This is a genomic window from Treponema berlinense, from assembly GCF_900167025.1.
Taxonomy (GTDB): domain Bacteria; phylum Spirochaetota; class Spirochaetia; order Treponematales; family Treponemataceae; genus Treponema_D; species Treponema_D berlinense.
Genome location: NZ_FUXC01000001.1, coordinates 219,181 through 243,854 on the forward strand (window position 1 = coordinate 219,181; position 24,674 = coordinate 243,854).

At 39.6% G+C, this 24,674-nt stretch carries 18 protein-coding genes and 1 pseudogene; 11 read left to right on the forward strand and 8 right to left on the reverse strand.

Going from position 1 to position 24,674, the window contains the following annotated elements:
• Position 1 precedes the first annotated feature (1 nt).
• A complete protein-coding gene (gene murI, locus B5D47_RS00975) occupies positions 2 to 829 on the forward strand; it encodes a glutamate racemase (RefSeq protein ID WP_078929935.1) in 828 nt (275 codons plus the stop codon).
• Between the two features lie 65 nt (positions 830 to 894).
• On the opposite strand, the gene B5D47_RS00980 is transcribed toward murI, so the two are convergent.
• From B5D47_RS00980 to B5D47_RS00995, 3 genes are all read right to left on the reverse strand, one after another.
• On the reverse strand, positions 895 to 2,091 hold the full coding sequence (locus B5D47_RS00980; protein WP_078929937.1) for an NADP-dependent isocitrate dehydrogenase: 1,197 nt from the start codon (positions 2,089 to 2,091) through the stop codon (positions 895 to 897).
• Between the two features lie 224 nt (positions 2,092 to 2,315).
• Complete coding sequence (locus B5D47_RS00985) at positions 2,316 to 4,286, reverse strand: putative manganese-dependent inorganic diphosphatase (RefSeq protein WP_159443458.1); 1,971 nt, start codon at positions 4,284 to 4,286, stop codon at positions 2,316 to 2,318.
• Positions 4,287 to 4,566: 280 nt separating this feature from the next.
• Positions 4,567 to 5,082 carry a hypothetical protein gene (locus tag B5D47_RS00995; RefSeq protein WP_078929940.1) on the reverse strand — a complete coding sequence of 172 codons (516 nt, stop codon included), beginning with the start codon at positions 5,080 to 5,082 and terminating at the stop codon, positions 4,567 to 4,569.
• A gap of 187 nt (positions 5,083 to 5,269) precedes the next feature.
• On the opposite strand from B5D47_RS00995, the gene B5D47_RS01000 reads away from it, so the two are divergent.
• From B5D47_RS01000 to B5D47_RS01010, 3 genes are read left to right on the forward strand one after another with little or no spacing between them, the layout of a single operon-like run.
• Entirely contained in the window at positions 5,270 to 5,707 is a 438-nt protein-coding gene (locus B5D47_RS01000; protein ID WP_078929942.1) for a radical SAM mobile pair system MarR family transcriptional regulator, read from the forward strand.
• Positions 5,704 to 6,402, forward strand: a complete 699-nt coding sequence (locus B5D47_RS01005; protein WP_078929943.1) for a radical SAM mobile pair protein A — start codon at positions 5,704 to 5,706, stop codon at positions 6,400 to 6,402. The genes B5D47_RS01000 and B5D47_RS01005 overlap by 4 nt, the downstream gene beginning before the upstream one ends.
• On the forward strand, positions 6,378 to 7,301 hold the full coding sequence (locus B5D47_RS01010; RefSeq protein ID WP_029542749.1) for a radical SAM mobile pair protein B: 924 nt from the start codon (positions 6,378 to 6,380) through the stop codon (positions 7,299 to 7,301). Before B5D47_RS01005 ends, B5D47_RS01010 begins: the two co-directional genes overlap by 25 nt.
• Positions 7,302 to 7,369: 68 nt before the next feature.
• Here B5D47_RS01010 and B5D47_RS01015 read toward each other — a convergent pair whose 3' ends face one another.
• Positions 7,370 to 7,726 (reverse strand): transposase, encoded by a 357-nt coding sequence (locus tag B5D47_RS01015; RefSeq protein ID WP_200806534.1) that lies wholly within the window; start codon positions 7,724 to 7,726, stop codon positions 7,370 to 7,372.
• 356 nt (positions 7,727 to 8,082) lie between these two features.
• On the opposite strand from B5D47_RS01015, the gene B5D47_RS01020 reads away from it, so the two are divergent.
• The 3 genes from B5D47_RS01020 (at position 8,083) to B5D47_RS01030 (ending at position 10,016) form a co-directional block, all read left to right on the forward strand.
• The gene (locus B5D47_RS01020; protein WP_078929944.1) at positions 8,083 to 8,559 is read left to right on the forward strand and encodes a hypothetical protein; all 477 of its coding nucleotides are present in this window, start codon (positions 8,083 to 8,085) and stop codon (positions 8,557 to 8,559) included.
• Between the two features lie 298 nt (positions 8,560 to 8,857).
• Complete coding sequence (locus tag B5D47_RS01025; RefSeq protein WP_078929945.1) at positions 8,858 to 9,289, forward strand: type III toxin-antitoxin system ToxN/AbiQ family toxin; 432 nt, start codon at positions 8,858 to 8,860, stop codon at positions 9,287 to 9,289.
• Positions 9,290 to 9,395: 106 nt separating this feature from the next.
• Positions 9,396 to 10,016: a hypothetical protein gene (locus B5D47_RS01030; RefSeq protein WP_078929947.1), complete on the forward strand. Its 621-nt coding sequence runs from the start codon at positions 9,396 to 9,398 to the stop codon at positions 10,014 to 10,016.
• 305 nt (positions 10,017 to 10,321) lie between these two features.
• On the opposite strand, the gene B5D47_RS01035 is transcribed toward B5D47_RS01030, so the two are convergent.
• On the reverse strand, positions 10,322 to 11,740 hold the full coding sequence (locus B5D47_RS01035) for an MATE family efflux transporter (protein ID WP_078929949.1): 1,419 nt from the start codon (positions 11,738 to 11,740) through the stop codon (positions 10,322 to 10,324).
• A gap of 273 nt (positions 11,741 to 12,013) precedes the next feature.
• Between B5D47_RS01035 and B5D47_RS01040 the strand changes: the two are divergent.
• A pseudogene (locus B5D47_RS01040) lies at positions 12,014 to 12,211 on the forward strand (macro domain-containing protein); the annotation flags it as partial.
• 13 nt (positions 12,212 to 12,224) lie between these two features.
• Here B5D47_RS01040 and B5D47_RS01045 read toward each other — a convergent pair.
• The 3 genes from B5D47_RS01045 to B5D47_RS01055 form a co-directional block, all read right to left on the reverse strand.
• Positions 12,225 to 12,704: a GNAT family N-acetyltransferase gene (locus tag B5D47_RS01045; RefSeq protein WP_078930139.1), complete on the reverse strand. Its 480-nt coding sequence runs from the start codon at positions 12,702 to 12,704 to the stop codon at positions 12,225 to 12,227.
• 324 nt (positions 12,705 to 13,028) lie between these two features.
• Positions 13,029 to 14,936, reverse strand: a complete 1,908-nt coding sequence (locus B5D47_RS01050) for a tetratricopeptide repeat protein (protein WP_078929950.1) — start codon at positions 14,934 to 14,936, stop codon at positions 13,029 to 13,031.
• Positions 14,929 to 16,176, reverse strand: coding sequence for a protein kinase family protein (locus B5D47_RS01055; protein ID WP_078929952.1), 1,248 nt, complete (start codon positions 16,174 to 16,176; stop codon positions 14,929 to 14,931). The genes B5D47_RS01050 and B5D47_RS01055 overlap by 8 nt, the downstream gene beginning before the upstream one ends.
• Positions 16,177 to 16,309: 133 nt before the next feature.
• Here B5D47_RS01055 and B5D47_RS01060 point away from each other — a divergent pair, with 133 nt between their 5' ends.
• Genes B5D47_RS01060 through B5D47_RS01070 form a run of 3 tightly spaced genes read left to right on the forward strand, consistent with a single transcriptional unit; the run spans position 16,310 to position 24,673 of the window.
• Positions 16,310 to 16,531 (forward strand): helix-turn-helix domain-containing protein, encoded by a 222-nt coding sequence (locus B5D47_RS01060; RefSeq protein WP_078929953.1) that lies wholly within the window; start codon positions 16,310 to 16,312, stop codon positions 16,529 to 16,531.
• A 5-nt stretch (positions 16,532 to 16,536) separates the two neighbouring features.
• On the forward strand, positions 16,537 to 21,813 hold the full coding sequence (locus B5D47_RS01065) for a DEAD/DEAH box helicase (protein ID WP_078929954.1): 5,277 nt from the start codon (positions 16,537 to 16,539) through the stop codon (positions 21,811 to 21,813).
• Between the two features lie 10 nt (positions 21,814 to 21,823).
• Positions 21,824 to 24,673 (forward strand): SNF2-related protein, encoded by a 2,850-nt coding sequence (locus B5D47_RS01070; RefSeq protein WP_078929956.1) that lies wholly within the window; start codon positions 21,824 to 21,826, stop codon positions 24,671 to 24,673.
• Position 24,674: the final 1 nt, after the last annotated feature.

Consider the following 24,674-nt stretch of genomic DNA (forward strand, 5'->3'; position numbering starts at 1 on the left):
AATGAAGTCTGATTTTTGTTGTGCCGATTTTGCTTTTTTAGACTCTGGAACAGGCGGAATTCCGTATATGCTTGCATTAAAGCAAAAGCAGCCGTCCGCCCGCTGTGTTTACCTCGGAGATACAAAGCATTTTCCTTATGGCGAAAAATCTGTTGAAGAAATTACCGAATGCGCGGCGAAATCGATTTCGGTTATTGTAAAAAAATGGAATCCGCATACCCTGATAATCGCCTGCAACACGATTTCTGTAACTGCGCTCGAAAGACTTCGTTCACTTTTTCCTAAATTGCCGATTGTAGGAACGGTTCCGGCAATAAAACTTGCGGCAAGGCTTACATTGAATAAAAAAATCGGTTTTTTAGCGACAAACGCTTCTGTCAATTCTCCTTATAGCAAACGCCTGATTGATGATTTTGCAGAAAATTGCCAGGTTTATTGCCGTGGAGATCCAGAACTTGTGCGTTTTATCGAAAAGGATTTTTTTACGGCTTCTATTGAACAGAAAAAAAATGCTGTAAAACCTGCGGTTGATTTTTTTGCCTCAAACGGCTGCGACGTGATAATCCTTGGCTGTACCCACTTTACTCATATAGCAGATATAATGCAGCTTGTTGCCGGAAACAATGTAAAAGTAATCGACAGCAGGGAAGGAGTTTCAAAACAGGCAATCCGCGTCGAAAGCGAAGATTCTTCTAAAAAAACAGAATACCTTTCGGAATCTTTTAAGGATATGTCCTTTTTTGCAACCGCCGCTGCTCCAGAAGAAGAAAAAGAATATAAACTGCTTTGCAAAAGGCTTGATATTCCATGGGGCGGAATTGTCCAATAAAAAAAACGGTCTACAGGAGTGCGGAGGCAAACCCATAAACCGTTTTTTAAGAAGTTAATCAGACCTTACAGTTTTTTTGCAATTTCGTCTATAAAGTCCCATGAATTTACTATGCGTTCAGCTTTTGGTTCTGAAAGAAGAGCCAGGTCTCCAGTCATTGTTCCGCTTTCGATTACGTCGAGAGTAGCTTTTTCGAGTTTTTTTGCAAAATCCACCAGATCCTGTGTTCCGTCGAGCTCGCCGCGTTTTGTGAGCGCTCCTGTCCAGGCAAAGATTGTCGCAACTGGGTTTGTTGAAGTTTTTTCGCCTTTGAGATAGCGGTAATAGTGCTTTTGAACAGTTCCGTGGCTTGCCTCGTATTCAAATTCTCCGTTTGGAGAAACAAGAACTGAAGTCATCATTGCAAGGCTTCCGCAGGCAGAAGCGATCATGTCGCTCATAACGTCGCCGTCATAGTTTTTACATGCCCACAAGAATCCGCCCTTTGACTTCATTACGCGGGCAACAGCGTCGTCAATCAGAGTGTAAAAATACTCAATTCCAGCTTTTTCGAATTTTTCTTTAAATTCCTCGTCGTAGATTTTCTGGAAGATCGCCTTGAAATTGCCATCGTAGATTTTAGAAATAGTGTCCTTTGTTCCGAGCCAGCAGTCGATTTTTTGATCGAGGGCATAGTTAAAGCAGCAGCGTGCAAAACTTTCGATAGAAGAATCAAGGTTGTGCATTCCCTGAAGAACGCCAGGTCCTTTCATAACCTGAATTGTTTTTCTGATTTCTTTTCCGTCTTCGCCAGTAAAAACAAGTTCTGCTTTTCCTGCGCATGGAGTTTTGATTTCGCAGTTTTTGTAAACATCGCCATAGCCGTGACGACCGAGGACAATTGGTTTTTCCCAGCTTGATACGTTGCAGTGAATGTTTTTTACAAAAATCGGCGCACGGAAAATTGTTCCGTCAAGCTCTCCGCGCAAAATTCCGTTTGGAGAAGGAGTGAGCTGCTTTAAATGGTATTCTTCCATTCTGGCGGCGTTGGAAGTGATTGTAGCGCATTTTACACCGACACGAAGCCTTTTGATTGCATTTGCCGCATCGTAAGTTACTTTGTCGTCTGTTTCGTCGCGGTTTTTAAGACCCAGGTCGTAATATTCGGTCTTGAGATCAACAAAAGGTTCCAAAAGTTTTTCTTTGATTACAGCCCAAAGCACGCGAGTCATTTCGTCGCCGTCGAGTTCTGCAATTGCGTTTTTCATCTGTATTTTAGACATAACACACCTCAAATTCTAATAAACAGATTATATAGAAAAATAAAATCTCTGAAAATAAGCAGCGTAGAAAAAAGACTGGGATTTTTTCGTGCAGGCAGTGTCTTTTGTTTACGCAAAAAAAGTGGCAGGGATTGTAGGGGCGGCGTAAGCCGTTCGCTTGCGAATGACAACCCCGAAAAGCCCGGTTTTTGAGCAGCTCGGCGGCTCAAAAAGCCACCCGGAATCTAATAATTTTCAAATTCGCCAATCAATTCGCCTATGATTGGAATCAGCTGTTTTTTGCGGCTAACTACGTCTTTTAAGAAAAAAATCTGCTCTTCAACCTTAGGAAAATGCAGAAAATCCATGAATTTTTTTTCGCCGGCTACAAGCATTAAAGAATTTAAATTAGAAATGTCTGTCACGAGAAGCGCGCTGAACAGTGCTTTCCGTTCTTTTTTCTGTTCCTCGAGCTGGGCGATAAATTCTTCTTTTCGCCTTAGAATTTCCTGGGTTCCGTCAACTTCAATCTGGCTTACGGTAAATGTTTCTCCGGCTTCTGTGTATTCTTTTAAATCCTGGGCGATAATTTGCAGTGCGGTCCTGTCTTTAATTCGGCTTCCGGCTTTTATGATTTCTTCGCCGAAAGATTGAATTTCAAGACCTGTAATTTTGCCTAGAATTTTGGCAATTTCGACGTCTGTTTGAGTTGTCGTCGCCGATTTTAAAATCAAGGTGTCGCTCAAAATTCCGCTCAAAAGGAGGCTGGCGATTTTTACAGGAATTTCAATTTTGTTTTCGATAAAAAGTTTTGAAATAATTGTGGAAGTTGAGCCAAGAGGCATATTTATAAATGTAATCGGACTTTTTGTCGGAGCAGGACCTATCCTGTGGTGGTCGATTATTTCCGTAATTGTGTAGTTTTCGATTCCATCGACCGCTTGCGAAAGTTCATTGTGGTCAACAAGCGCGATTTCAAGGTCAGGTTCATTGTGGAGATCTATTTCCGACATAATTCCGATTACCTTGCTTTCGTCGTCAACAACAGGAAGAAGACGCAGCGGACTTGAAAGAATTTCTTTTTTTACGTTTGTAAGCAGGTCTTTTGCGTGCAGCGCTTTTAGAGAAGTGTTTGCAACCTTAAAAACCGGAACCGAATACATAATGAGCATAGAAGTTGAAGAAGTATTGAGCGGACTTAAAATTATTGTTGTTCCGATTTTTTTTGCAAGCTCAATTACCTTTGGGCCTGGAGTTCTTGAACCTGTTATGATCAAAATGTCCACCTTGTTTTCAAGACAGAAAAGCTGAATGTCTTCGCGGTCGCCTGTTACAACGATAATCGGCTGCGAAAGGTGGGATTTTAGAGTGTTGGAAAAAGAAGAAAAACTAGTTGATGCCAGAATAATCTTAAATTCGCGCTGGCTGTCCGGATTGTGTTTGCTCAAAAAAGAGGCTTTTAATGTTTCTTTTAAAAGTTTTGCCGAAGTAAAAAGCGAAAGATGGTGCATTGGGTCAAAGTTGTCAAAAATGCTCTTAAAAATCAAATCGCTGGAAATAAGTCCCTTGTAAAGCCCGGATTTGTCAACGACAGGAAGAACATTTACTTTTTTGTCGCGCATTTTGCTGACTGCGTTCCAAATCGATTCATTTTCGCCGGTTGTAATTGCGCCTTTGTGCATAAAATATTCAACCTTAGGCAAAAGGTCTGGAATAAAAAGAGGCGTGGAAATTCCGAATTTTTTGTAAATATAGTCAGTCTGTGGATTTAAGTGTCCTGCGCGGCAGGCAGAATAATGCTCAAAACCCATTTTTTTCTTCAAAAACTCAAGAGCAGTGCTGCTGACAATTGAATCGGTGTCAGGGTTTTTGTGCCCGAAAATAAGAATCTTCTTCATAAAATCACCCCAAGTCTCACAAAGATTGTAGCCCAAAAACAAAAAAAAATGAATTCCGAAAGGTGTACTGAAAGAAAATGGGAGCGAGCCGAACGGAAGCTCCACGTTGTAGCCTTTTGAAAGATACTTTACAACGATTTTTTCCATTACAGAAAGCATTCCAAGATAGTCTGCCTCTGTAAAAGAAGAGTTCCAGTCCGCCATTTCCGCGGCAAGTTTTTTCTGGCTCAAATTCTGAGAGCATGAGCTTCTAAAGCAGAAGCCGTCCTTTGATTCATCACTAATAAGTGAGTTTTTTATAGTTTTGATATTAAGCATAGGTCTCCTTTTTTCCCGTGTCTTCAATGCCGGGAAAAAAATAAAAATTTTTTTGCGTATCAGCGCAGGCGCAAAGAATCGTACGCCTTCGATTTTTATTGACAAGGAGGCCAGATATGATAAAACCATAATTGCTTGGAATTTTATTGGGAATCAATATTGGCTCCCGGCTGAAAAGCCTTTTTCCGCAAGTGTTGGCGCACTTACCGAAACAGGCTTTTTTTATTTATAAAATGCTTTCATGCCACCTCCTTTTTTCCTATGTACTCTCTTATGCTGTTCATAAAAAGTCTTTCCCTTCGAGCTGCACAGTTCTCATTCCTATATGGAACTTTTCTTCTAGTATGAACATAAGGCTCATTGCTATTGAAAAACATGTTGCCTCAACTTCGCCGTTTATGCTCTGCTGTGTGTGGCGAAGCCTTATATGCGCAAATTTGTGCAGAGTAATCTGCATTGTTTCCGTAGCGTTGTGGCTGTCGTTGTATGCAATCATCCGAAGCTGCTTTCCTGTTTCATCGTCTGGAAACAAAAGACAGACTCCTTCGTTCCATAGGCTTAAGGAATTTTCTTTGAACCGCTTGAGATTTTCCGGCGAAAAGGATGAGAATTTTTTGACTTTAATTCCCATGCCTTCAATCATTCTTTTGTAGTCAAAGCCTTCCTTATAGTATTCTTCCGCGCTCAGTACGGAAAACACTTCAAGAAGAATTTCGTTTATCCGACACGGTGGGAGAATATATTTTTTCCCACCTGCAATCTGCGGCACAGTGATGTTTTTAATAGCTTTTTCCATAAGCCGGCGATATTCACTTTGGCCTGTATGTTCCAAAAGACTATGACGGAAAAGAAGCTCAAAAATATAACGCTAAGATGATTGTCGTGATGAATGCTGGAACACAAAATTGGAAGTTATGATATGTGTGCTTGATACAAATACTCCTATATGGTAGTATAAAACTACGATATAGGAGTATTTAATTATGAAGACAAAAGGTGGATTTCTTGTTACAAAAATAAAACAGCTGGGTGATCGTATATTTGAAAGGATACTGGCAGAAAAAAACATTGATGCATTTAACGGAGCTCAGGGAAGGATTCTGTATGTCTTATGGCAGGAAGATGGCGTTCCTATTAAAATTATTTCCGAGAAAAGCGGACTTGCAATTACTTCACTTACGACCATGCTTGAGCGGATGGAAAAAAACGGACTGATAAGCCGCAAAACGGATGAAGCTGATAAGAGAAAAACTCTTCTGTTCCTCACAGATAAAGCCAAAGAACTTAAAGAAGCTTATGACTCCGTATCCAATGAGATGGGGAATATTTATTATCGTGATTTTACGGATAAAGAGATTCTTCAGTTTGAAGGGTATCTTAACCGCATCAGGGTAAACCTTGAGGAATGGAGTGACAAATGAGTATCTGTATTAAAAATCAGATTCAGAACATGAATCTTGTTATAGGGTGCACTGTTGGATGTCCGTACTGCTATGCCAGAAACAATACGAGGCGTTATCACATCATAGATGATTTTGAAAAGCCACAGTTTTTTCAAGGCAAGCTTCGTATGATGGAAAAGAAAAAGCCGCAGAATTTTCTGCTGACCGGCATGAGCGATCTCTCGGGCTGGCATGAGGAGTGGCGAGAGGAAGTCTTTAAAAAGATAGCAGAGAATCCTCAGCACCAGTTTCTTTTTCTTACCAAACGACCGGATCTTCTGTCTTTTGAAACAAATCTTGATAATGCATGGTTTGGCGTTACAGTTACGAGAAAGTCTGAGTTATGGCGTATTGATGCACTACGGAGCAATGTGAAGGCAAAAAAATATCATGTTACCTTTGAGCCTTTGTTCGATGATCCGGGTAAGGTTGATCTTACAGGCATTGACTGGATTGTGGTGGGAACTATGACAGGTGCAAAGAGCAGGACTGTTAAAACAAATCCCGGGTGGGTTTATTCATTGACAGAACAGGCTCATGAACTGAACATTCCTGTATTCTGGAAAGAAGATCTTGTTCCAATTATGGGAGAAGAAATGATACAGGAAATGCCGGATGCTTTTAACAAAGTGCTGGAGGAACAGAGAATATGGAACAACCAGAAATCAAAGTAAATCATATAGAAACAAAAAGTGTAATGACAAAATCGAATACTCCTATTGGAGGATATTCGGTGAATCCCTATGTGGGGTGTCCCCATGCCTGTAAATACTGCTACGCATCTTTTATGAAACGCTTTACAGGGCATACGGAGGAATGGGGAACTTTCATGGATGTGAAAGACTGGCCTGAAATAAAGAATCCAAAGAAGTATGCCGGCCAGAAGGTGATCATTGGAACAGTTACGGATGGTTATAATCCGCTTGAGAAAACATATAAAAATACAAGAAGACTTCTGGAAGAACTAAAGGACAGTGGTGCGGACATACTTATCTGCACAAAGTCAGACCTTGTACTAAGAGATCTGGATCTGCTAAAAGAGATCAATGAAAATAGCAGACTTACAGTATCATGGTCAATCAATACTCTTGATGAAGAGTTTAAAGATGATATGGATGCGGCAGTAAGCATAGAAAGAAGGCTTGCTGCAATGAAAGAGGTATATGCGGCAGGCATTCGTACAATTTGCTTCATTTCACCCGTGTTCCCGGGGATTACGGATATAGAAGCAATCATAGACAGGACAAAAGATCAGTGTGACCTTGTATGGCTTGAGAATCTGAATCTTCGCGGAGGTTTTAAGGCAGATATCATGAAATACATTTCCGATAAACATCCGGATCTGGTGCCACTGTATGACGAAATTTATAACAAAAAGAACCGCAGCTATTTTGAAGCGCTGGAAAAGAAAGCAGAAGAGCTGGCTAAAAAGTATGATTGCAGGTTTGTTGATAATGAAACTCCGTATGAGAGAGTAGAGAAAGGACATCCAACAATTGTAGATTACTTTTACCACGAAGAAGTAAGAGGAACTGCCAATAGTGGAAAGAGAAATGTAATACATAATCCTTGATGGAAGAATAAACCGGAAGATAATCGCACAAAGGAGCTTCAGCCCAAGTAGGGCTGAAGCTCATATTTTTATTCTGGAAGTCTTCCTTCATACATAATCTGAAGCTCACCATAGACTCTTCCCCAGTTTCTGATGGGCATCGTCCATTTCTTTATTATTTCAAAGGTTGATAGATAAAGAGCTTTCATCAGTGCCTGAGAACTTGGGAATACGCTTCTTTGCTTATTCAATCTGCGGAAGCATGAATTCAAACTTTCAATCGAATTAGTCGTGTAAAAGGCCGTTCTGACATCCATAGAAAACTTGAAAATAGGAGTAATGACGTCCCAGTTATCATTCCAACGGTTCATAGCGTGAGGATAAAGAGGCTCCCGCTTCTTGGTCACTTCGTCCAAGCGCTTAAGAGCGGCTTCTTTTCCCTGCAAACGAAGGCTACTGGTCTGGCGATACACTTGAAGACTTGCAGCTTACCTGGTACAGCCACATAAATCCGCAGAAGAAGGAAAAGATTTAAGAAATCTAATTCTGTATAAGAAATATAATTTGTCATAACAAAGGTTCGTAGCCGACACGCGGTCAAGCCGCGTGCGGTTTAACCCATTGTTAGGTTGATGGCGCACTGCGCCACTTGTCGTCGATAAGGTAAATCATCCAACAAATTTTTTCTCTAAAAATTTGGGTAGTGTACACTACCCAAAGGACTTGAAAGAGTCCTTTGGGCGAAGTCTTGTTACACTCGACTTCGCCCAAAAAATCAAAAATAAAATCGTTGGAGGATTTTATGAAAAAAAATCTTAAAATCGTGGCAATTCTTGCCGCATTGGTTCTGTCATGTGCATTTACTGGATGCAAAAATTCAACAAATGAAGATGACGGGAATTCCATATCAAAACTTGATGCACCAACAAATTTGGTTATCAATTCTATCACAGATAATACAACTACCTGTGCTGTCAACATTACATTCAACTATAGCGGCAAAACAGGTATTGATGGAGCAACTAAAGCAGTACTTGGATATTCGACAACAAATGATTCTTCACAGGCAATTTATGATGACAACATTAATTATGCCACTATTGAATCCGGAGCAAATACACGAACCGTAAACTTTTCTTCCAGTGAGTTATACAGTGGGCCATATTTAGTACCTGTCAATGGAAAAAAGTATTATTTCTGGCTTAAAGTGACAAGTGCCGCAAACAATGTCAGAGAAAGTGCATGGAGCAATGTAGCTGAGTTTACATACACTAAATAAGAAATCTTGTTGTTTCATTTAGGCAGGCGGAAAGCCTTTTTTGTTTATTGACAAGAAAGGCTTTCCGGGTTATAAATTTTATTAGTGAGGCTCGCTCTCCTCTAAAGTGCAAGTTATAAGAGGTTTCCCTTGACCTGAATAAGGAAGTTATACGAGGCATATCGCGGCCTTTATACGCGAAACTTAACAAGGCAGGCCTAGAGCTTGCCTTTTTTTTATGGAGAAAATATGGAAAACTTGAAAATTTATGAAATAGAAAACTCATACATTGATCATCTTGTTCCTTTTGCTCCACATTATGTTTCGTAACAAAAAAGAAAATCAAGAAAATGAGCGAAAATATATCGGAATTATTTTGACAGTAAATGGATTAGATTATTTTGCACCTCTTTCTTCTTTCAAAGAGAAACACAAAAAAATGAAAAATAATATGGATTTCCTTAAAGTTGGAAATTACGCTGTTATAAATCTAAACAATATGTTTCCTGTTCCAAAGTCTCAGTGCATTTATGTAGATATTTCAAAAGAATCAAATCCGTCTTATAAGGCTTTGCTTTCTGCAGGATATCGTATTATCACTTCACTTACAGAAAGAATTCTAAAAAATGCAAAATCACTTTATGAATATAAAATGAAAAATGGTAATTTGACTCCGCTTGCAAAAAGATGTAACGACTTTAAATTACTTGAAGAAAAGTGTAAGGAATATTCTGGTAAATGTAAAAATTAACCTAACAAGAAGTTTAAAGCCGACAAACCGGTCAAGCCGGTTTGCGGTTTAAGCAATTGTTATGTGGACGCCCGCACTGAGGCGCATTTTGTGATATACTACACTTATGAACTACAGGCAAAAAAATATCTATTTTCCTCTGCTTATACTTTTTTCTTCGGTGCTGAATATTGCAGTCTCGATTCTGGCAGGTGAAACATCCATTCCTCTTTATATGGACAGTTTTGCAACGATTGCCATTGCCTCAATAGGTGGATTTGTTCCGTCTATTATAGTTGCGATTCTTACAAACGGTACTTTGTTTTTGCTTGGAAGGCTCAAGCTGATTTTTATTTTGTGCCAGATGATGACGGCTCTTGGCTCTTCTTTTATTTTTTCCCTTGCAAAGAAAAATGGTGAGGAAAAGATAAGTCTTGATTCTTTTATGATGGCAGGATTTTTAAGTGCCTTTACAAACGGCATTTTCGGCTCGCTATTTGCGGCATTTTACCATTACAACCTTACGGCTATTGAGCAGGGAATTTTATTTGTAACGAACAATGTGATTGCGGCAAATCTTATTGGCGGGTTTCTGCTGAATCTTTTGGACAAGGCTTTTGCGGCTTTTATTGCTTACGGAATGTATCTTCTGATTCTGAAAAAATGCGAAAGGGCATGGAGCAGTTGCGAAGCAAGCAACTGGACTGAGGAGCGAACGAAAGAGAGCGACGAGGGTTCAGTTCAATAGCCCGCCCAACCGCCTGAAAGGCGGCTGGGAACGCCCAGATAAAAAACGATTATAACTTAACTGTCCAGGGAGGCTTTTCTTTTCCTTGTACGGAGAGTCTGCTTCATACTTTGCAAACTCATCCGGTTTTTCAGCAGCTGATTTGGTAACCCGGAATAATTTATACAGTGCCTTATGTATAAATCTCTGCTATAATAAATCAAGAGGCAAAAAATGATTGATTACAAAAAAGCGTTCATCAATGCTTTTTGAATTCTGAATAAGAAGTTTTTTTATTTCTTCTGAATAATTTTTTCCATTCATTATCATGATGCTTTTTCCTTGATACTTGCAGATAGTTCTTGTGTAATTTTTCTTGTTTCCGCCATGATAAAAGCAATGGCAAAAACGAATGATATTACGTCGCTGATTAAAGAAGCCCAAAGCATGGTGACGATGTTATGACTTACAAGAGCCAGAATAATTGAAGAAGGAACAAAGACGATTACATCCCGGAGCAGGGCGAGTATGGTGGATTTTCCGCTTTTACCCAGGGACTGGAGCATGATGGCTGCAGATTTTATAAAGCAGGTGAAGATGATTCCGCTCAAAAAGATTCGGACGCAGAGACGGGCATATTCGCTATATTCATGGCTGTTGTTTTTTCCAAAAAGGGAAATTACAAAATCCGGCGCAAGTTCAAAAATCAGAAAGAAGACTGTGCCGATTGCAAGGACAATTTTTGTAATCGTTCTGATTGTTTCTTTTACACGCTCCACATTTCCTGCTCCCATATTAAAGCCGATGATTGGCTGGCCTCCAAGACTTATTCCAATCACAATGGAAACAGCAATTCCAAAAACCTTCATAACGATTCCCACAACCGCAAGAGGAATAACCGAGCCGAATGCCACTCCTGTACTTGCAAATGTTTCATAGCCGTATTTTGAAAGCAGATTGTTATTCACCGCAATGATCACCACAATCGAAAGCTGAACGATGAGGGATGCCATGCCAATTAAGATGATTCTTGAAAGAATTGAAGCTTCCAGATGAACTGATTTTTTACTGATTTTAAAATTCTTCGCTCTGAAAAGATAGGCAATGCTCATGACAAAAGTAAGTGCCTGTCCGATAACAGTTGCGATGGCAGCTCCCTTTACTCCCATATTAAAAGCGAAAATAAAAAGCGGGTCTAAGATAAGATTTGCAATTGCTCCTGCAAGTGTACAGGCCATTGCATATTTTGGAGAGCCGTCAGCACGGATTGAAGCATTCATTCCCTGTCCAATCATATAAAAGGGTAGGCCTGTACAGATTACTGTGAAATACTGGACGGCAAAATCATAACAAGTTTTTTCTTCCGGACTTGCTCCGAAGAGTTTCAGAATTTGTGATTTAAAAATAAAGCCGATGAGGCAGAGAAGAATTGAAAAAATCACAAGAAGTAAAAAGCCATTTCCTACAGATTTATCTGCCCGGTCCTTGTTTTTTTTTCCCCATTCAAGACTGAAATTTGCAGCGGCTCCGTCTCCTACTAAAAGGGAAAGCCCCAGGGCCAGAACTGTAAAAGGATAAACAATATTTGTAGCAGCGTTTCCAAAAGCGCCAGCCGGACTCCAGCCTATAAAAATCTGGTCCACAATATTGTAAAGAGCCGCAACCAGCATACTGATAACACATGGAACCGAAAAATGCCTTACAAGCTGACCGATTTTTCCTGTACCCAAATCATAATTTTTCATAAAAACCTCACATATTTGTTAGTTAAAACAAAAAGCAGCGATTGCGTTTCCAAAAACTGGACTTACGCTCATCGCTGCTCGTTTATGTGAAGGAAGAATCGAATCTGCTTTGTTGTATCGCTAGTATATCAGATTTTTGAATTTGATGTAAGAAAGGGGGCTAAAATTCTTTTCTATTCTTAATGCCGCGCTCGAAGCACAGCTTCGAACGAGACTCGCCTTAAACCTACCTCGTGAGTTTCATCGCTATCGCGACCGACTCCCTACCTTTGCAAAAATCAGCTTGAATCGGTTGCTTTCTGCTGCATTTCAACTGGAGTATTCAGATTTCCTGCTGACCTTGCCGCTCAGATTGCAGTTGAGACAGTCGAACAGTGGCTGGCAGAAAATCCAGATTCCAGCGTAAAGAAAGTTGTCTTTAATGTTTTTGGAAATAAGGATCTGGAGATTTATCAGGGGCTTTTACTTTAGGGCGGGACGTCGATTACAATTCATGATAATAAGGACAGATGTTTTCAAAATGTCCGTCCTTCATTCTAAATCCCTTTGGAATTGTGCCCAGTTGGACAAAGCCCAGTCGCTCATACAAATGGCGGGCGTGAATATTGCTTTCTACAACAGCATTGAACTGAAGAATTCCATAGCCACATTTTTTTGCCTGGATAAGGCAGTCTTTTACAAGCTGTTCACCAATATGTTTTCCGCGGGCATAGGAAGCGACGGCATAGCTTGCATTACAGATGTGACCGCAGCGTCCAACATTGTTTGGATGAAGGATGTAAAGTCCATAAATTTTGCCATCTTCTTCAGCAACACAAGATAAGGTTTGTCCTGCAAAAAAAGCCTTGCCGCTTTTTGGAGTCAGCAGCTCTTCCTGCGGAAACGCAATCCCATCTTCTACAACTTCGTTCCAGATTTGAATCATTGCTGTAAGATCTTTTTCTTCGTATTTTCTGACTGTCATATAAACCATTTTATTTAAATATAAAAAAAAACTGACTCAGAGAAAATAACAAAAAAACACAGTTGAACGCTATAAAGATAATGAACTGGAGTTAGACTACCTGACTCTTACCCAGATTCCATCCCGTTTTTTGTAAGTGTTTTCTCCACCCATTGTCCAGCTGCCGCTGATTCCATAAACTTTTGCAGTGAGCGTGTGGGTGACTTTCATGTGAGCGGTCAGATTATGATGATGTGCGGGATATGCGACAGAGTTTTGAAAAGTGCCTAGAAATGGGAATAGAACAAATCGGCTGATGCTGTTACCAAAAATAACCTTACCCTTTCAACACTCTTCCAAAAGGCGCTCAATGCTCTGCTGGTAGCCTTTCAGTGTTTTGCTGGCATGCTTGTATGACTTGTCCAACAGCCTTCGGGCAGAGTTGAGGTCGCCTGATTCTATGAGGCAGCGGGCACTTTCGATATCCTTCTTTAAGCGTAATTCTTCTATCATGTTAGTGTAGGCGGAATCTTTCTGGGCCATTGAAATTGCCTTGTCATAGTAAGAGAGACCTCGTTCTGTCTGGCCTTTCCTGCGTAAGAGGTACAGTCCGTATGTTGCCGTGTTGCATGGGTTTTGTCCGATTGTGGAGATAAAATCTTTTAGTATCTGTTCGGGAATGTAATCTTCCATTTCAAGGTTTGCAAAAACAATGTTGTTCAGAACTTGCACATTATGTTTTCCATGAGGGTAATCCCTGTGTATTTGCATCAGAAAATCCCGGCAGGCTTTCATCTGCTCTTTATTTTGTCCGGTTAGAGTAAGAAGACGGAGCAGGTCGTTGCAGGCAAAAAGTTTCAGTGTCAGATTGTCAGAATCAAGCATAAAGATTGGCAAGAGAAAATCGAAGTATGTCTCAAAATTGCCTGTGGCAAGAAGAGCTTTTCTCCATTCAGCAAAGTAATTCAGATAATTTTCTTCTGACAGCTCAAAATCTTTTGCTCCGTTTGTGTTTTCAAAAAGGGAGAGGGTTTCATTGTATTTTCCCTGGCGATTTAATATGCGCATATAGTTTGTGAGTATGATTTCTAGCTGCTTTGGGGTTGGGGTAGTGTTCGGTGTTTTTTCTTGAAATTTTTCAAGGGCTTTTGCAATGTTTCTTTCTGCCCGGTCCAGTTTTCCGACACTTGCATTGCAAAGGGCTATGTTGTTCCATACTGCGGCTTGGTTTGTTTTGTTGTCCGTAAGATTTCCAAGGCGGTCTAACGCGGCTCCGTATTTTTCTTTTACAAACGCACACTTTGCATGATTTATCGCCGCATCAAAATAGAAATCTTTTTCGGTGACATTATTCAGCTTAAGGTAGCGGGATAGAATGAACTCAACTTTTTCTGGCTGCTTTTCCAGTTCCATGTTTACATAAAGACGGAGGGCAGGGGTAAAGCTGATGTCAAGATTTACTGCAATTTTGCACCAGAGCCTTGCTTTTTCTACAAGCCTTTTATATTTTGTCGCCTGAATAAGATAGAGCATACTTAGTGCAAGGGCTGCCTGCGGTGTATTTTGCGTATAAAATGACTGCCGTAAAAAATGGATTGCTTTATCTGCATCATCTTTCTGCATAAAAAAAAAGGCTTGCTGAAAGTCAATTTCATAGGGAATTTCATCGTGTTCTTTTCTATAGTGATTAAGGGCTTCCTCCGCTTTATCTAGTTCCTTGTTAGACAGATAAAATCCAGACAGTTTTCTTACGCTCTCCGCTGTATTCAATTTGTAAAGCAGCTGAAGGTTTTCTTCTGTGTTTTCATTTTGCCGCAATTCGTTTTCCGCAATTTTGGCGGCATAGACGGCATTTTCTTTGTCTTTTATTTGCGAGAGGCATTCACCTTCTTTTTCATAATTTTTTATGAGGGAGTAAAAACCTGCAAGGCGGAAATAATAAGTGTCGCTGAAACGTTCGTCTTTTGCTAAATCCGCATTTTCTTTTTCAAACACGGCAAGTTCTCTTTGAATGGCTTTTTTCTGTTTTATGAGGGCAATGCTTGAAGTATTTACGGTCAGATATCTGGAAATCAGGCTTGCAGAATTTACTGGCACAGGACTTGCTTTTTGCCGGGCAACCTTTTCACATTCAGCATAGTTAAAGGTCAGACTCATTTCCTGAGAAGGCATGTCCATGTCAATCTTTTCTGACTTTCCACAGAGAACATCTTCTTTTGCTTTCTGCTGTTCGTATTCAATATTGTCAAGCATGTGAAACCTCCCGTGTTCTGTGGGTTTTCTTCCGCTTTTTGTAAAGTTCGCGAAGGTGCTCGTCTTCAAGGATATGCGCAATATGGCGGAGTTTTGTCTTTATGCCGTCAAGCTCGCTTTCTTTTGTTCTTTTTCTGTAGTCAAATGCGCAAAGCTTGTCGATTATTTCCTGTATGCTCTTTCTGATATAAAGGGGCAGAATCGATTCTTCTGAAATTCGGGGGATGATAATGCTTGGGGCAAAATCAGAAAGCAAATCGTGGTACAAGTCCAGCCGCTTTTTCAGGTCTCCGCCAAATTCTTCTTCTCCAACTCTAATATTGTTTGCCGTTTCCCAATAGCCGTTGCCGTTTGACTCTATAAGAGCGTTATAAAATGTCCGCTTGTCAAAGAGTTCAAAAAGCATACAGCCTAATGAATAAATATCCGCACATTGAGCCAAGTCCCATTCACTATCAAAGCCTGAGTATATTTCTGGAGCTGCATACATTTCCGGAACTTCCGCCTTAGGAGAGAAAAGCCTCAAATCTTTTTCTATTTCTGGTTTTGCAAGGGAAAGCCCCAGGTCTATGAGAACTGCCGTACACTTTCCTTCGTGCCTAGTTCCCATTATGTTTGAAGGTTTTAAATCACGGTGGCAGAGACCTTCGCGGTGCAGGCTCTGGACGGCAGAAATTATGGAACAGAATAGACGGAGCCGGTTTGCGCAGGTTTTGAGTTTGTCATTTGCCTCATCAAAAAAGCTTTTTCTTACATCCACTGGCAAATAAATGGAAGAAAAAAATGAAACTAAAACCATAAAAGATTTGCCGTCGCAGTTAACAGGAACTTGCATAGACTTAAGTGGCGTGCAAATCTGCTGGATTCTGTTTTTCCCTTTAAGACGGCTTAGGACCGCGCTTTCCCATTTAAGATAGTCGTTTAGCTGCGGATGTTCTTCGCAAAATGCGGGATTTGTGGTTTTTACTGCAATGTTCCGGCCTGTAACGGCATCGTGGGCGCGAAAAAGGTAGAAAAATCCTTTGCGCTCATCATCGCTTGTGTTGTCATATAAGCGGGTCAGACATTTTGCATCTTCAAAAAAATCTGTAAAGGCAGGGGCAGAGCTTATCGCCTGTAATGTAATGGTTTCGGCTTTTTCAAAGGAATCCTCTGGATTTGGCTCTGAGTCATAGCCTTCAAAATCGAATTCCTGTTGCTGAGGTGCGTCGTATTCGGCATTAGATAAACTTTCCTGCATATAACTTAATTATAGCATAGAAAACGGAAAAATGTGGTGAAAAAGCTGATTTTTACAAAAAATATTTGCCTTTCGTGATATTTTTGTATATTTTGAAGAAATCTATGCTATAATAACTTGTTGGGAAATAAAAATGGCAGACGTAGATTATCGAAAACTGTGGAAAAAACTCATAGATAAAGGAATCAAAAACAAAACTGATTTGATTACCATGGCTGATATTTCAAGCAATGTATTAGCAAAGTTGGGTAAAGGTGAATTCATATCCATGGAAAGCATACAAAAAATTTGCAAAGCCCTTAATTGCGATGTGGGCGATATTTGTGTGATGAACAATGTTGAAGGAGCTGAGTAATAAAAATGCAAGACGTGTTTAATTATCGGGATGAAGTTATAAAAGAATATCAATCCTTTTCTAGAAGTTTTACAAATATTTCGGCTCCAGATATTAAGGCTGTGGTAGATGCTGAATATGAAGAAGGCAGATATTGGCCGGAACCTTTAATTCAAATAAATCCAAATTATAAGACTGAGAAAACTATAGATGAATTATGCGCGGACGGCACTCTTGAAAGTGAATGTCGGCTGATATTTCAGGTAGATAAGAAGGAAGATGGTAGTAATGGCAAAACTATGACTTTGTATTCCCATCAGCAGCAGGCCATTGCTTTTGCCGCATTGAAGCAAAGTTATGTAGTTACCACAGGTACAGGTTCAGGAAAAAGTCTTTCCTTTTTTATTCCAATTGTAAATGAGATTATAAAGAATAGAGCTAATAATTATGGAAAGACTTCTGCAATTATTATTTATCCGATGAATGCCTTGGCAAACAGCCAGCTTGAAGAAATCAAAAAGTTCTTACGTGGGTATGATGATGGCACTAAACCTTTTACAGTAGGACAATATACTGGTCAGGAAAGCGAAGAACAAAGACAGTATCTTGCAGACAATCCGCCAGATATTCTTCTTACAAACTTTATGATGATGGAGCTGCTTCTTACTCGCGGAACTCCTAAAGATAGAACGGTAATGAAGAACTGTGATGGTTTACAGTTTTTAGTTCTAGATGAACTTCATACATATAGAGGCCGCCAGGGTGCGGATGTTGCTTTACTTGTTCGCCGCTTAAGACAGAAGACTCGTTCTCCTAATCTTGTTTGTATTGGTACTTCTGCAACCATGAGTAATCAGGGAGATGCAGCTGACCAAAATGCTGTTGTAGCGCAGGTTGCTTCAAAAATTTTTGGGACAGATATTTCTGCAAATAATGTCATTGGAGAAACTCTTTCTCAATCTACGGATCATAGTCTGAATCTTGATTCCGTAAAACCATTGCTTTTGAACAGAATAAAATCTCCAACACCAGATTACAAAGACCTTGATGAATTTTTAAAAGATCCTCTTGCAGTTTGGGTTGAACTTACTCTTGGTATTGAAAAAGTTCCAAATGCAGCTGCAAAACGAGCTAAACCGATAATACTTAAACAGGCATCTGAAAAACTTTCTGCTGACTCAGGAGCTACTTTTGAAGATTCAAAAAAATCTCTTACAGAGTTCTTGCTAAAGGCTCATGAGCAGAAAAGTGTAAATGGACGTAAGCCATTTGCATTTAAACTACATCAGTTTATTTCTGGTCCTGGAAATGTCTTGTGCACACTTGAGCCAGAAGGACAACGTTTAGTCACTCTCAATACCCAGATTTTTGCACCTGGTAGAGAAAAGGAACACGTCCGCTTATATACAGCATATTTTTGTCGTGAATGTGGAACAGAATATTTTCCGGTTAGAAATGAGGGAGGTCTTTGGGTTCCAAGAAATATTAACGAAGCAGTGCCAGATGATGCAGCCAGTACAGCAGGTTTCTTAGTTCCAATTAAGCCAGGTTTTAAATACGAAGGTGAAGATGATATTCCTGAAAGCTGGTATGACTATAAAGATGGAAAAGCAACAATTAAGAAAAAGAATAGAGCCTTTATCCCTCAAGAGAAAATTGTTACTGAAACAGGTGATATTGGCAATTCATCCGTAGGAACTCATTTCTGGTATATACCGGGTAAAATACGTTTTTGTCCTTGTTGTGGAATGGAGCATAAAACAGCAGGTAATGATCGAAACAAATTAACAGGTCTTAGTGGTGAAGGTCGTTCATCTGCAACAACAATGATATCACTTGCCATTTTGAATCAGCTTTATAAAAACAATCCTGATTCAGGAAAGAACGGAACTAATGATATTCGTAAAATGCTCGGCTTTACAGATAACAGACAGGATGCAGCTTTGCAGGCCGGACACTTTAACGATTTTATTTATCAGATTACTTTGCGAGGAGCATTACTCCATGCAATCGAAGCAAATGGTGGTGAGCTTTCATATGATGTTTTGGCTGAACAGGTATTTAAATCTTTAGGTTTTGATACGACAAACAAAGATGTTTTAAGCGAATTTATGACAAATCCTAATATTGATGCTCATAACGCGCTTGAAACTATAAAAAATGAAGCCAGATATATTTTGGGTTATAGACTTATTGAAGATTTGTTTAAGGGATGGAAAAACAATAATCCAACTCTTGAAATTCTTGGTTTAATGCATATTGAATACAAGAATCTTAAAGAAATTTGTAATGATGATAAGTACTTTGTTGATAACAGCACTTTAGTCGGCTTATCTCCAGAAAAGCGTCTTTTATTTTATGAAACACTTTTTGAAATCTTTAAGAAAAATCTTTGTATAGATTCTATTTATCTGGAAACTTCAGAACAAGAAAAGGTTAGAAGCACAAGTTTTAATGATTTGGTTGGAAGATGGTCTTTTGATGAAGGAGAACGTCCAAGACATTCTGAATATGTTGTAACTAACGGTCGCTCAAGGGCTGATGGTCGTAGAGACTTTGCGGTAACAATGGGAGCAACATCATTGATTGTTCGAAGTATTCGTAATTCCAAAATTTGGAAAGGAACTCCATATGAAATGGAAATTCGAGGAGCTAATTCACTTGAATTTATTCAGATTCTTGTAGAAGATGCTCTTAGAGTTGCAGGTTCTGCAGATATTGTTCGCCATACTGACCATGGATGGATTTTACATGCAAACAATCTTATCTGGAAACTTGGTCCTGATAGTGTAATCAAAACCAGAGAAAATAAATTTTTTATAGATGTTTATAACACTATAAAAGAAACATTCAATGGCAATAGTTATATCTTCGATTACTGGGCTCATGAGCATACAGCTCAGGTAGATTCTCAAGATAGAAAACTGCTGGAAAAACAATTCCGCTATACTCCAAAAGATATTTCCGAATGGCATCAGGAAAAACCAAATACAAAACTAAAGAGGCTTCCTGTTCTTTATTGTTCTCCAACAATGGAACTTGGTGTTGATATTTCTTCTCTGAATACTGTTTATATGAGAAACGTCCCACCAACTGCAAGTAACTATGCGCAGCGAAGTGGCCGTGCGGGACGAAGCGGACAGCCAGCTTTGGTTATTACATACAGCTCTTCATTAAGTCCGCATGACCAATGGTTCTTTGAAAAGAGAACAGACATGGTTTACGGAGTTGTAAAAGCTCCAACTCTTGATATTACAAATAAAGAACTTATTACAAGCCATATTCATTCTATTTGGATGCAGGAAATGCAATATGAGCTTGGTAACAGCATCTACGAATATGCAATAGATAAAGCTTCTGGTGATAAGTTGAGACTTAATCCAGATTTAATTACTGCAATCAACAACGAGCATATAAAAGAAGCTGCAATAAAAGAAGCTTGCGCTGTTTTGGAAAACGTCCGTAATACAGTTCCAGATGATGAAAAAGAACTTCCATGGCTTAAGGATGAATATGCTGCGGAAGTTATAAAAAATGTTGCAAAAGGTTTTGACAAGGCTTTTGACAGCTGGCGAACTTTATACAAATCTATTCAGAGACAAATAGCAGAAGCTTCTCAGGCATTGTCAAGTCCGGCTACTTCTCCACGAGATCGTGATGCAGCATTAAATCGACAGAAAGATGCTAACAATCAGTTTAAGGTTTTGCTTGGTGGTTCAAAAGGCGCTAATTCAGATTTTTATCCTTACCGCTACCTTGCGAGCCAGGGATTCTTGCCAGGTTACGACTTTCCGCGTCTTCCACTTATGGCATGGATTCCGTCTAGCCATTCAAGAAAAACAGGGTTCGAAGATACAGGCTCTATGGTAAGCAGACCTCGTTTCTTGGGTATAAGTGAATTTGGTCCGCAAAGTATTATTTACCACGAAGGAAGAACTTATCAAGTATATAAAGCTAAACTCAGTTCTGCAAACGGACAGGTAACTTCTGGTTCAGTTCTTGCAACAAGAAGTGTTTGCGTTTGTCCAGCTTGTGGATTTGCCCATTTTAGTGGAACAACAAGTTCAGATATTACAGTAGAACGATGTGAGCGATGTGATGCTGAACTTAAGACAGATAACAGAATAGATTCCCTTTACCGAATTGAAACTGTAGAAACAAAGGTATCAACTCGTATTTCTGCAAATGAAGAAGAGCGTCTTCGTAAAGGTTATGAGCTTCAAACAGTTTTCCGTTTCGCTAAAGAAAATGGACACTTTGTTGTGGCCCGTACCGAATTGTTTGAAGGCGATGAACAAGTAGGTACTCTTGATTATGGTCAAAATGCTACTATCTGGGTTTTAAACAAAGGATGGAGAAAAAGAAAAAATCCGGCTGTCCTTGGATTTAATATCAATCCTCTTACTGGTCGCTGGGAAAAAGATCCTGGAGAAGAAGATGAAGAAGAAAAAGAGGAAGACACAAATAGAGTACAGCCACAGAGAATTGTCCCTTTTGTAGAAGATACAAGAAATGTACTTGTTTATACTCCAATCCCAACTTGGGGAAATGAAGAACTTGACGCGAAAGCCATGGCCACTCTTGAGTCGGCATTACAGCGTGCAATTGAAGAAGAGTTCCAGATTGAACAGTCTGAACTTAGTGTTATTCAATTGCCAAATGCAAATGATTGTTCAAGTCTTTTGTTCTACGAAGCAAGTGAAGGTGGAGCGGGTGTTCTAACTCGTTTAGTACATGATAAGGATGCTCTTTCAAAAGTTGCTAAAGCAGCATTACATATAATGCATTATGACTGGAACGAAGATGAACCATTAACACTGGATGCATTAAAGGATACAGAGGAAGATAAGCCTCATAACATTCGTTGTGTTGCAGGTTGTTACCGATGTTTGTTGTCTTACTATAATCAACCTTTACATGAGAAGATTGACCGCAAAAATGAACTTGCCTTAAAGGTCCTCATAAGTCTTACAAACGTTCAGGTAAAACTTAAGGAATCAGAGGCAGTTCAAGCAGTGCAAACTGATGATGAAGCGGCCTCTTTAGATTCATATCTAAGAGATACCGATTGTATTCTTCCAGATGCATATAACAAAGAAATTATGCAGGGAAAATACACGGTTCTTGCATTCTGGAAACGAGAAAGGCTGGTAATTCTTGATAAAGATCCAAATATTGAATTAGCAGATTACCTTAGTAATCACGGATTCAGCTATCTAGTTTTTGGAAAGACAGGTTCTGAATGGGCTTTAAAAGTTCAACAGTACAAAGACAAATTACCAAAAGACAGTGAAGACTTATAAGGATATATAAATGGCAAAAGTAGAGTTTAATCCAGGAACACTTGTAAAAGTTCGTGGTAGAGAATGGGTTTTAGAAAGCTGTGATATTGAAGGTTGTGTAAAGCTGCGTTCTCTTGGAGGAACTGACGGTGATGTTCAGATTCTTATGCCTTCTATTGAAGATACAGAATTAGAGAGTGCAACATTTCCTCTTCCAGATTCAACAAAACCGGGTAGTTATAGTTCGGCTTTACTTTTGCGAAATGCATTGCGCCTAAAACTTACAAATGCGGCAGGACCATTCCGTAGCCTCGGTCATGTCGCAGTAGAGCCTCGTTCATATCAATTGGTTCCTCTTTTAATGGCATTAAAGCAGAATCCTGTTCGCCTTTTGATTGCAGATGACGTTGGTATTGGAAAAACAATAGAAGCAGGTCTTATTGTGAAGGAACTTTTGGAACGTGGTGAAGTTACAAAGTTCATTGTATTGTGTCCGCCTCATCTTGTTGAACAATGGGTAGAAGAACTCCGCGAGCATTTTAATATAGAGGCTGCAAGTGTTACAGCAAGAAGCATTAAAAGCCTTGAAAAAGAAGTTCCGGCAACAGAGACATTCTTTGATCATTATCCTGCATCAGTTATCTCTCTTGATTACATTAAGGCTGATGAACATTCGCAGTGGTTCAAAAACCATGCTGGCGATGATGCAATGATTATTGTAGATGAAGCGCACACCTGTTGTGTTGGCGGAGGAAGACAACTTCGTTTCAATTTGTTAAAAAGCCTCGCTGATGATAAAAAGCGAAATATGCTTCTTTTAACGGCAACTCCGCATTCTGGTGATGAAAACGCATTTGGTAATTTGATTTCTTTGCTTAATCCAAAGTTTGCAGAATTGAACAGCCTTGAAGAAGCAAAAGATGATATTCGTAAGGAGTTGGCAGAACATTTAGTTCAGCGCAGAAGAAAGGATATTGTAAATTATCCTGGTAAAACATCTTTCCCAGAAAGAATGGTTACGGAAGTAACTTATAAGCTTACAGGTAAATGGGGTGATTTTTTTGAAGATGTTCGAAAGTATTGTGTAAAAATTGCTCAGGATTCTGAAAGAGAAAAGGGGTATAAAGGTCGCATGATGTGGTATGCAACCCTTGCTCTCTTACGCTGTATATCTTCAAGTCCTGCCGCAGCCAGAAGCGCGCTTACTACTCGACTTGGCAACACAGAAGAACAGAACGAGCAGAATCTTGATTTGCTTGAACAGAGCATCAACGACACTTATGACGGAATTGGTGATGAGCTTAACGAAGATGAACAGCTTATGGAGCCAGTTTTGGAAGAGTCATCTGAATTGCAAAAGCTTATAGAAAAAGCAAATGCCTTGAGCGGAAAAGACGATGACCCAAAACTTTTGTGCCTTATCAAGCATATTGCAGAAATGTATAAAGAACGGCAAAAGAAAGGCAGCGTATACCGACCTGTAATATTCTGTAAATACATAGCAACGGCTCATTATGTGGCAGAGGAATTGCAGAAAGAGTTTTCTACATCTGCAGTTAGTTTTGTTACTGGTGAATATACATCTGACCAGAGACAGGATATTGTTACCGAGCTTGCTAAAAATGAAAATCCTATTCTTGTAGCGACGGACTGTCTTTCTGAAGGTATTAACTTACAGGAAGGTTTTAATGCTGTCATTCATTATGACCTTGCATGGAACCCGACCCGTCATGAACAGCGAGAAGGCCGTGTAGACCGCTTTGGTCAGCAGTGTTCAAAAGTTTGGTGTTCAATGCTGTACGGTAGCGATAACCCAGTAGACGGCTTTATCTTTAACGTAATTTTGCGTAAAGCCCGTACTATTAAAGACAATCTTGGGGTATTAGTTCCAGTTCCAGAAGATGATGCAAGCGTTCGTGTTGCAATTGTAAAAGCTGCATTGATGAAAGAGCGCACAAGTGGAGCTGATAATGAACCATCTTTATTTGACGGTTTTTCAGATGAAGAGCTTGGTCTTGCGGTTAAAGAAGTAGAAACAAAATGGAATAAGCTTTTGGAAAAGGAAAAAGCAAACCGCACAGTGTTTGCTCAGCGCGCAATGCATCCAGAAGATGTCGCTCCTGAATGGGAGAAAACAAAAAAAGCCTTGGGTGATGCAAAAGATGTAGAGCGCTTCTTTACAGAAACTTCTAAACGCTTGAATATTGGACTAGAAGGGCAGGATGATGGAGCTTATGTCTTGAATGTTCCAACACTTCCTGTAGAACTTAGAAAGCAAATTGCTCCGATTGTTAAGACAAACAAAGCAGGTCTATATAAAATCAGCTTTGAATATCCGCCAAAACAGGGATACACATTCTTGCAGAGAAGCAATCCTGTAGTAACAAACTTTGCATCTTACTTATTGGAAGGCGCTTTAAGTCCAAACGCAAAGAGTCCTGCAGCCCGTTGCGGAACTTATCTTAGCGATAAAGTAACAGAACTTACAACAATCTATCTTTTAAGAATCCGCTATCAGATAAAGACAACAGGTTCAAAAAAAATTTTGATGGCAGAAGAATCTGTCGCGCTTGGAATACAAGGCAGAAGCAATCCAAAAGTAATTGCAGATGATGATGTAGAAAAACTTCTGGATGGAAAACCAACAGGAAACCTTGCACCAGAAAAGATTTCTGAGGCTGTTAATGAATCCATAGATTACTACAACTCAAATAAAAATGTGTTTGAGAAAATAGCAAAAGAGCGCTCAGAACAGCTAGCCCTTGACCATACTTCTGTTCGTAAAGCAACAAATATTGACCAGAAGAGTGTAAAAGTAGAAGCCTGTCTTCCATGTGATTTAATCGGCGTGTATGTGCTTTTGCCAGACGGAGATTTGTAAG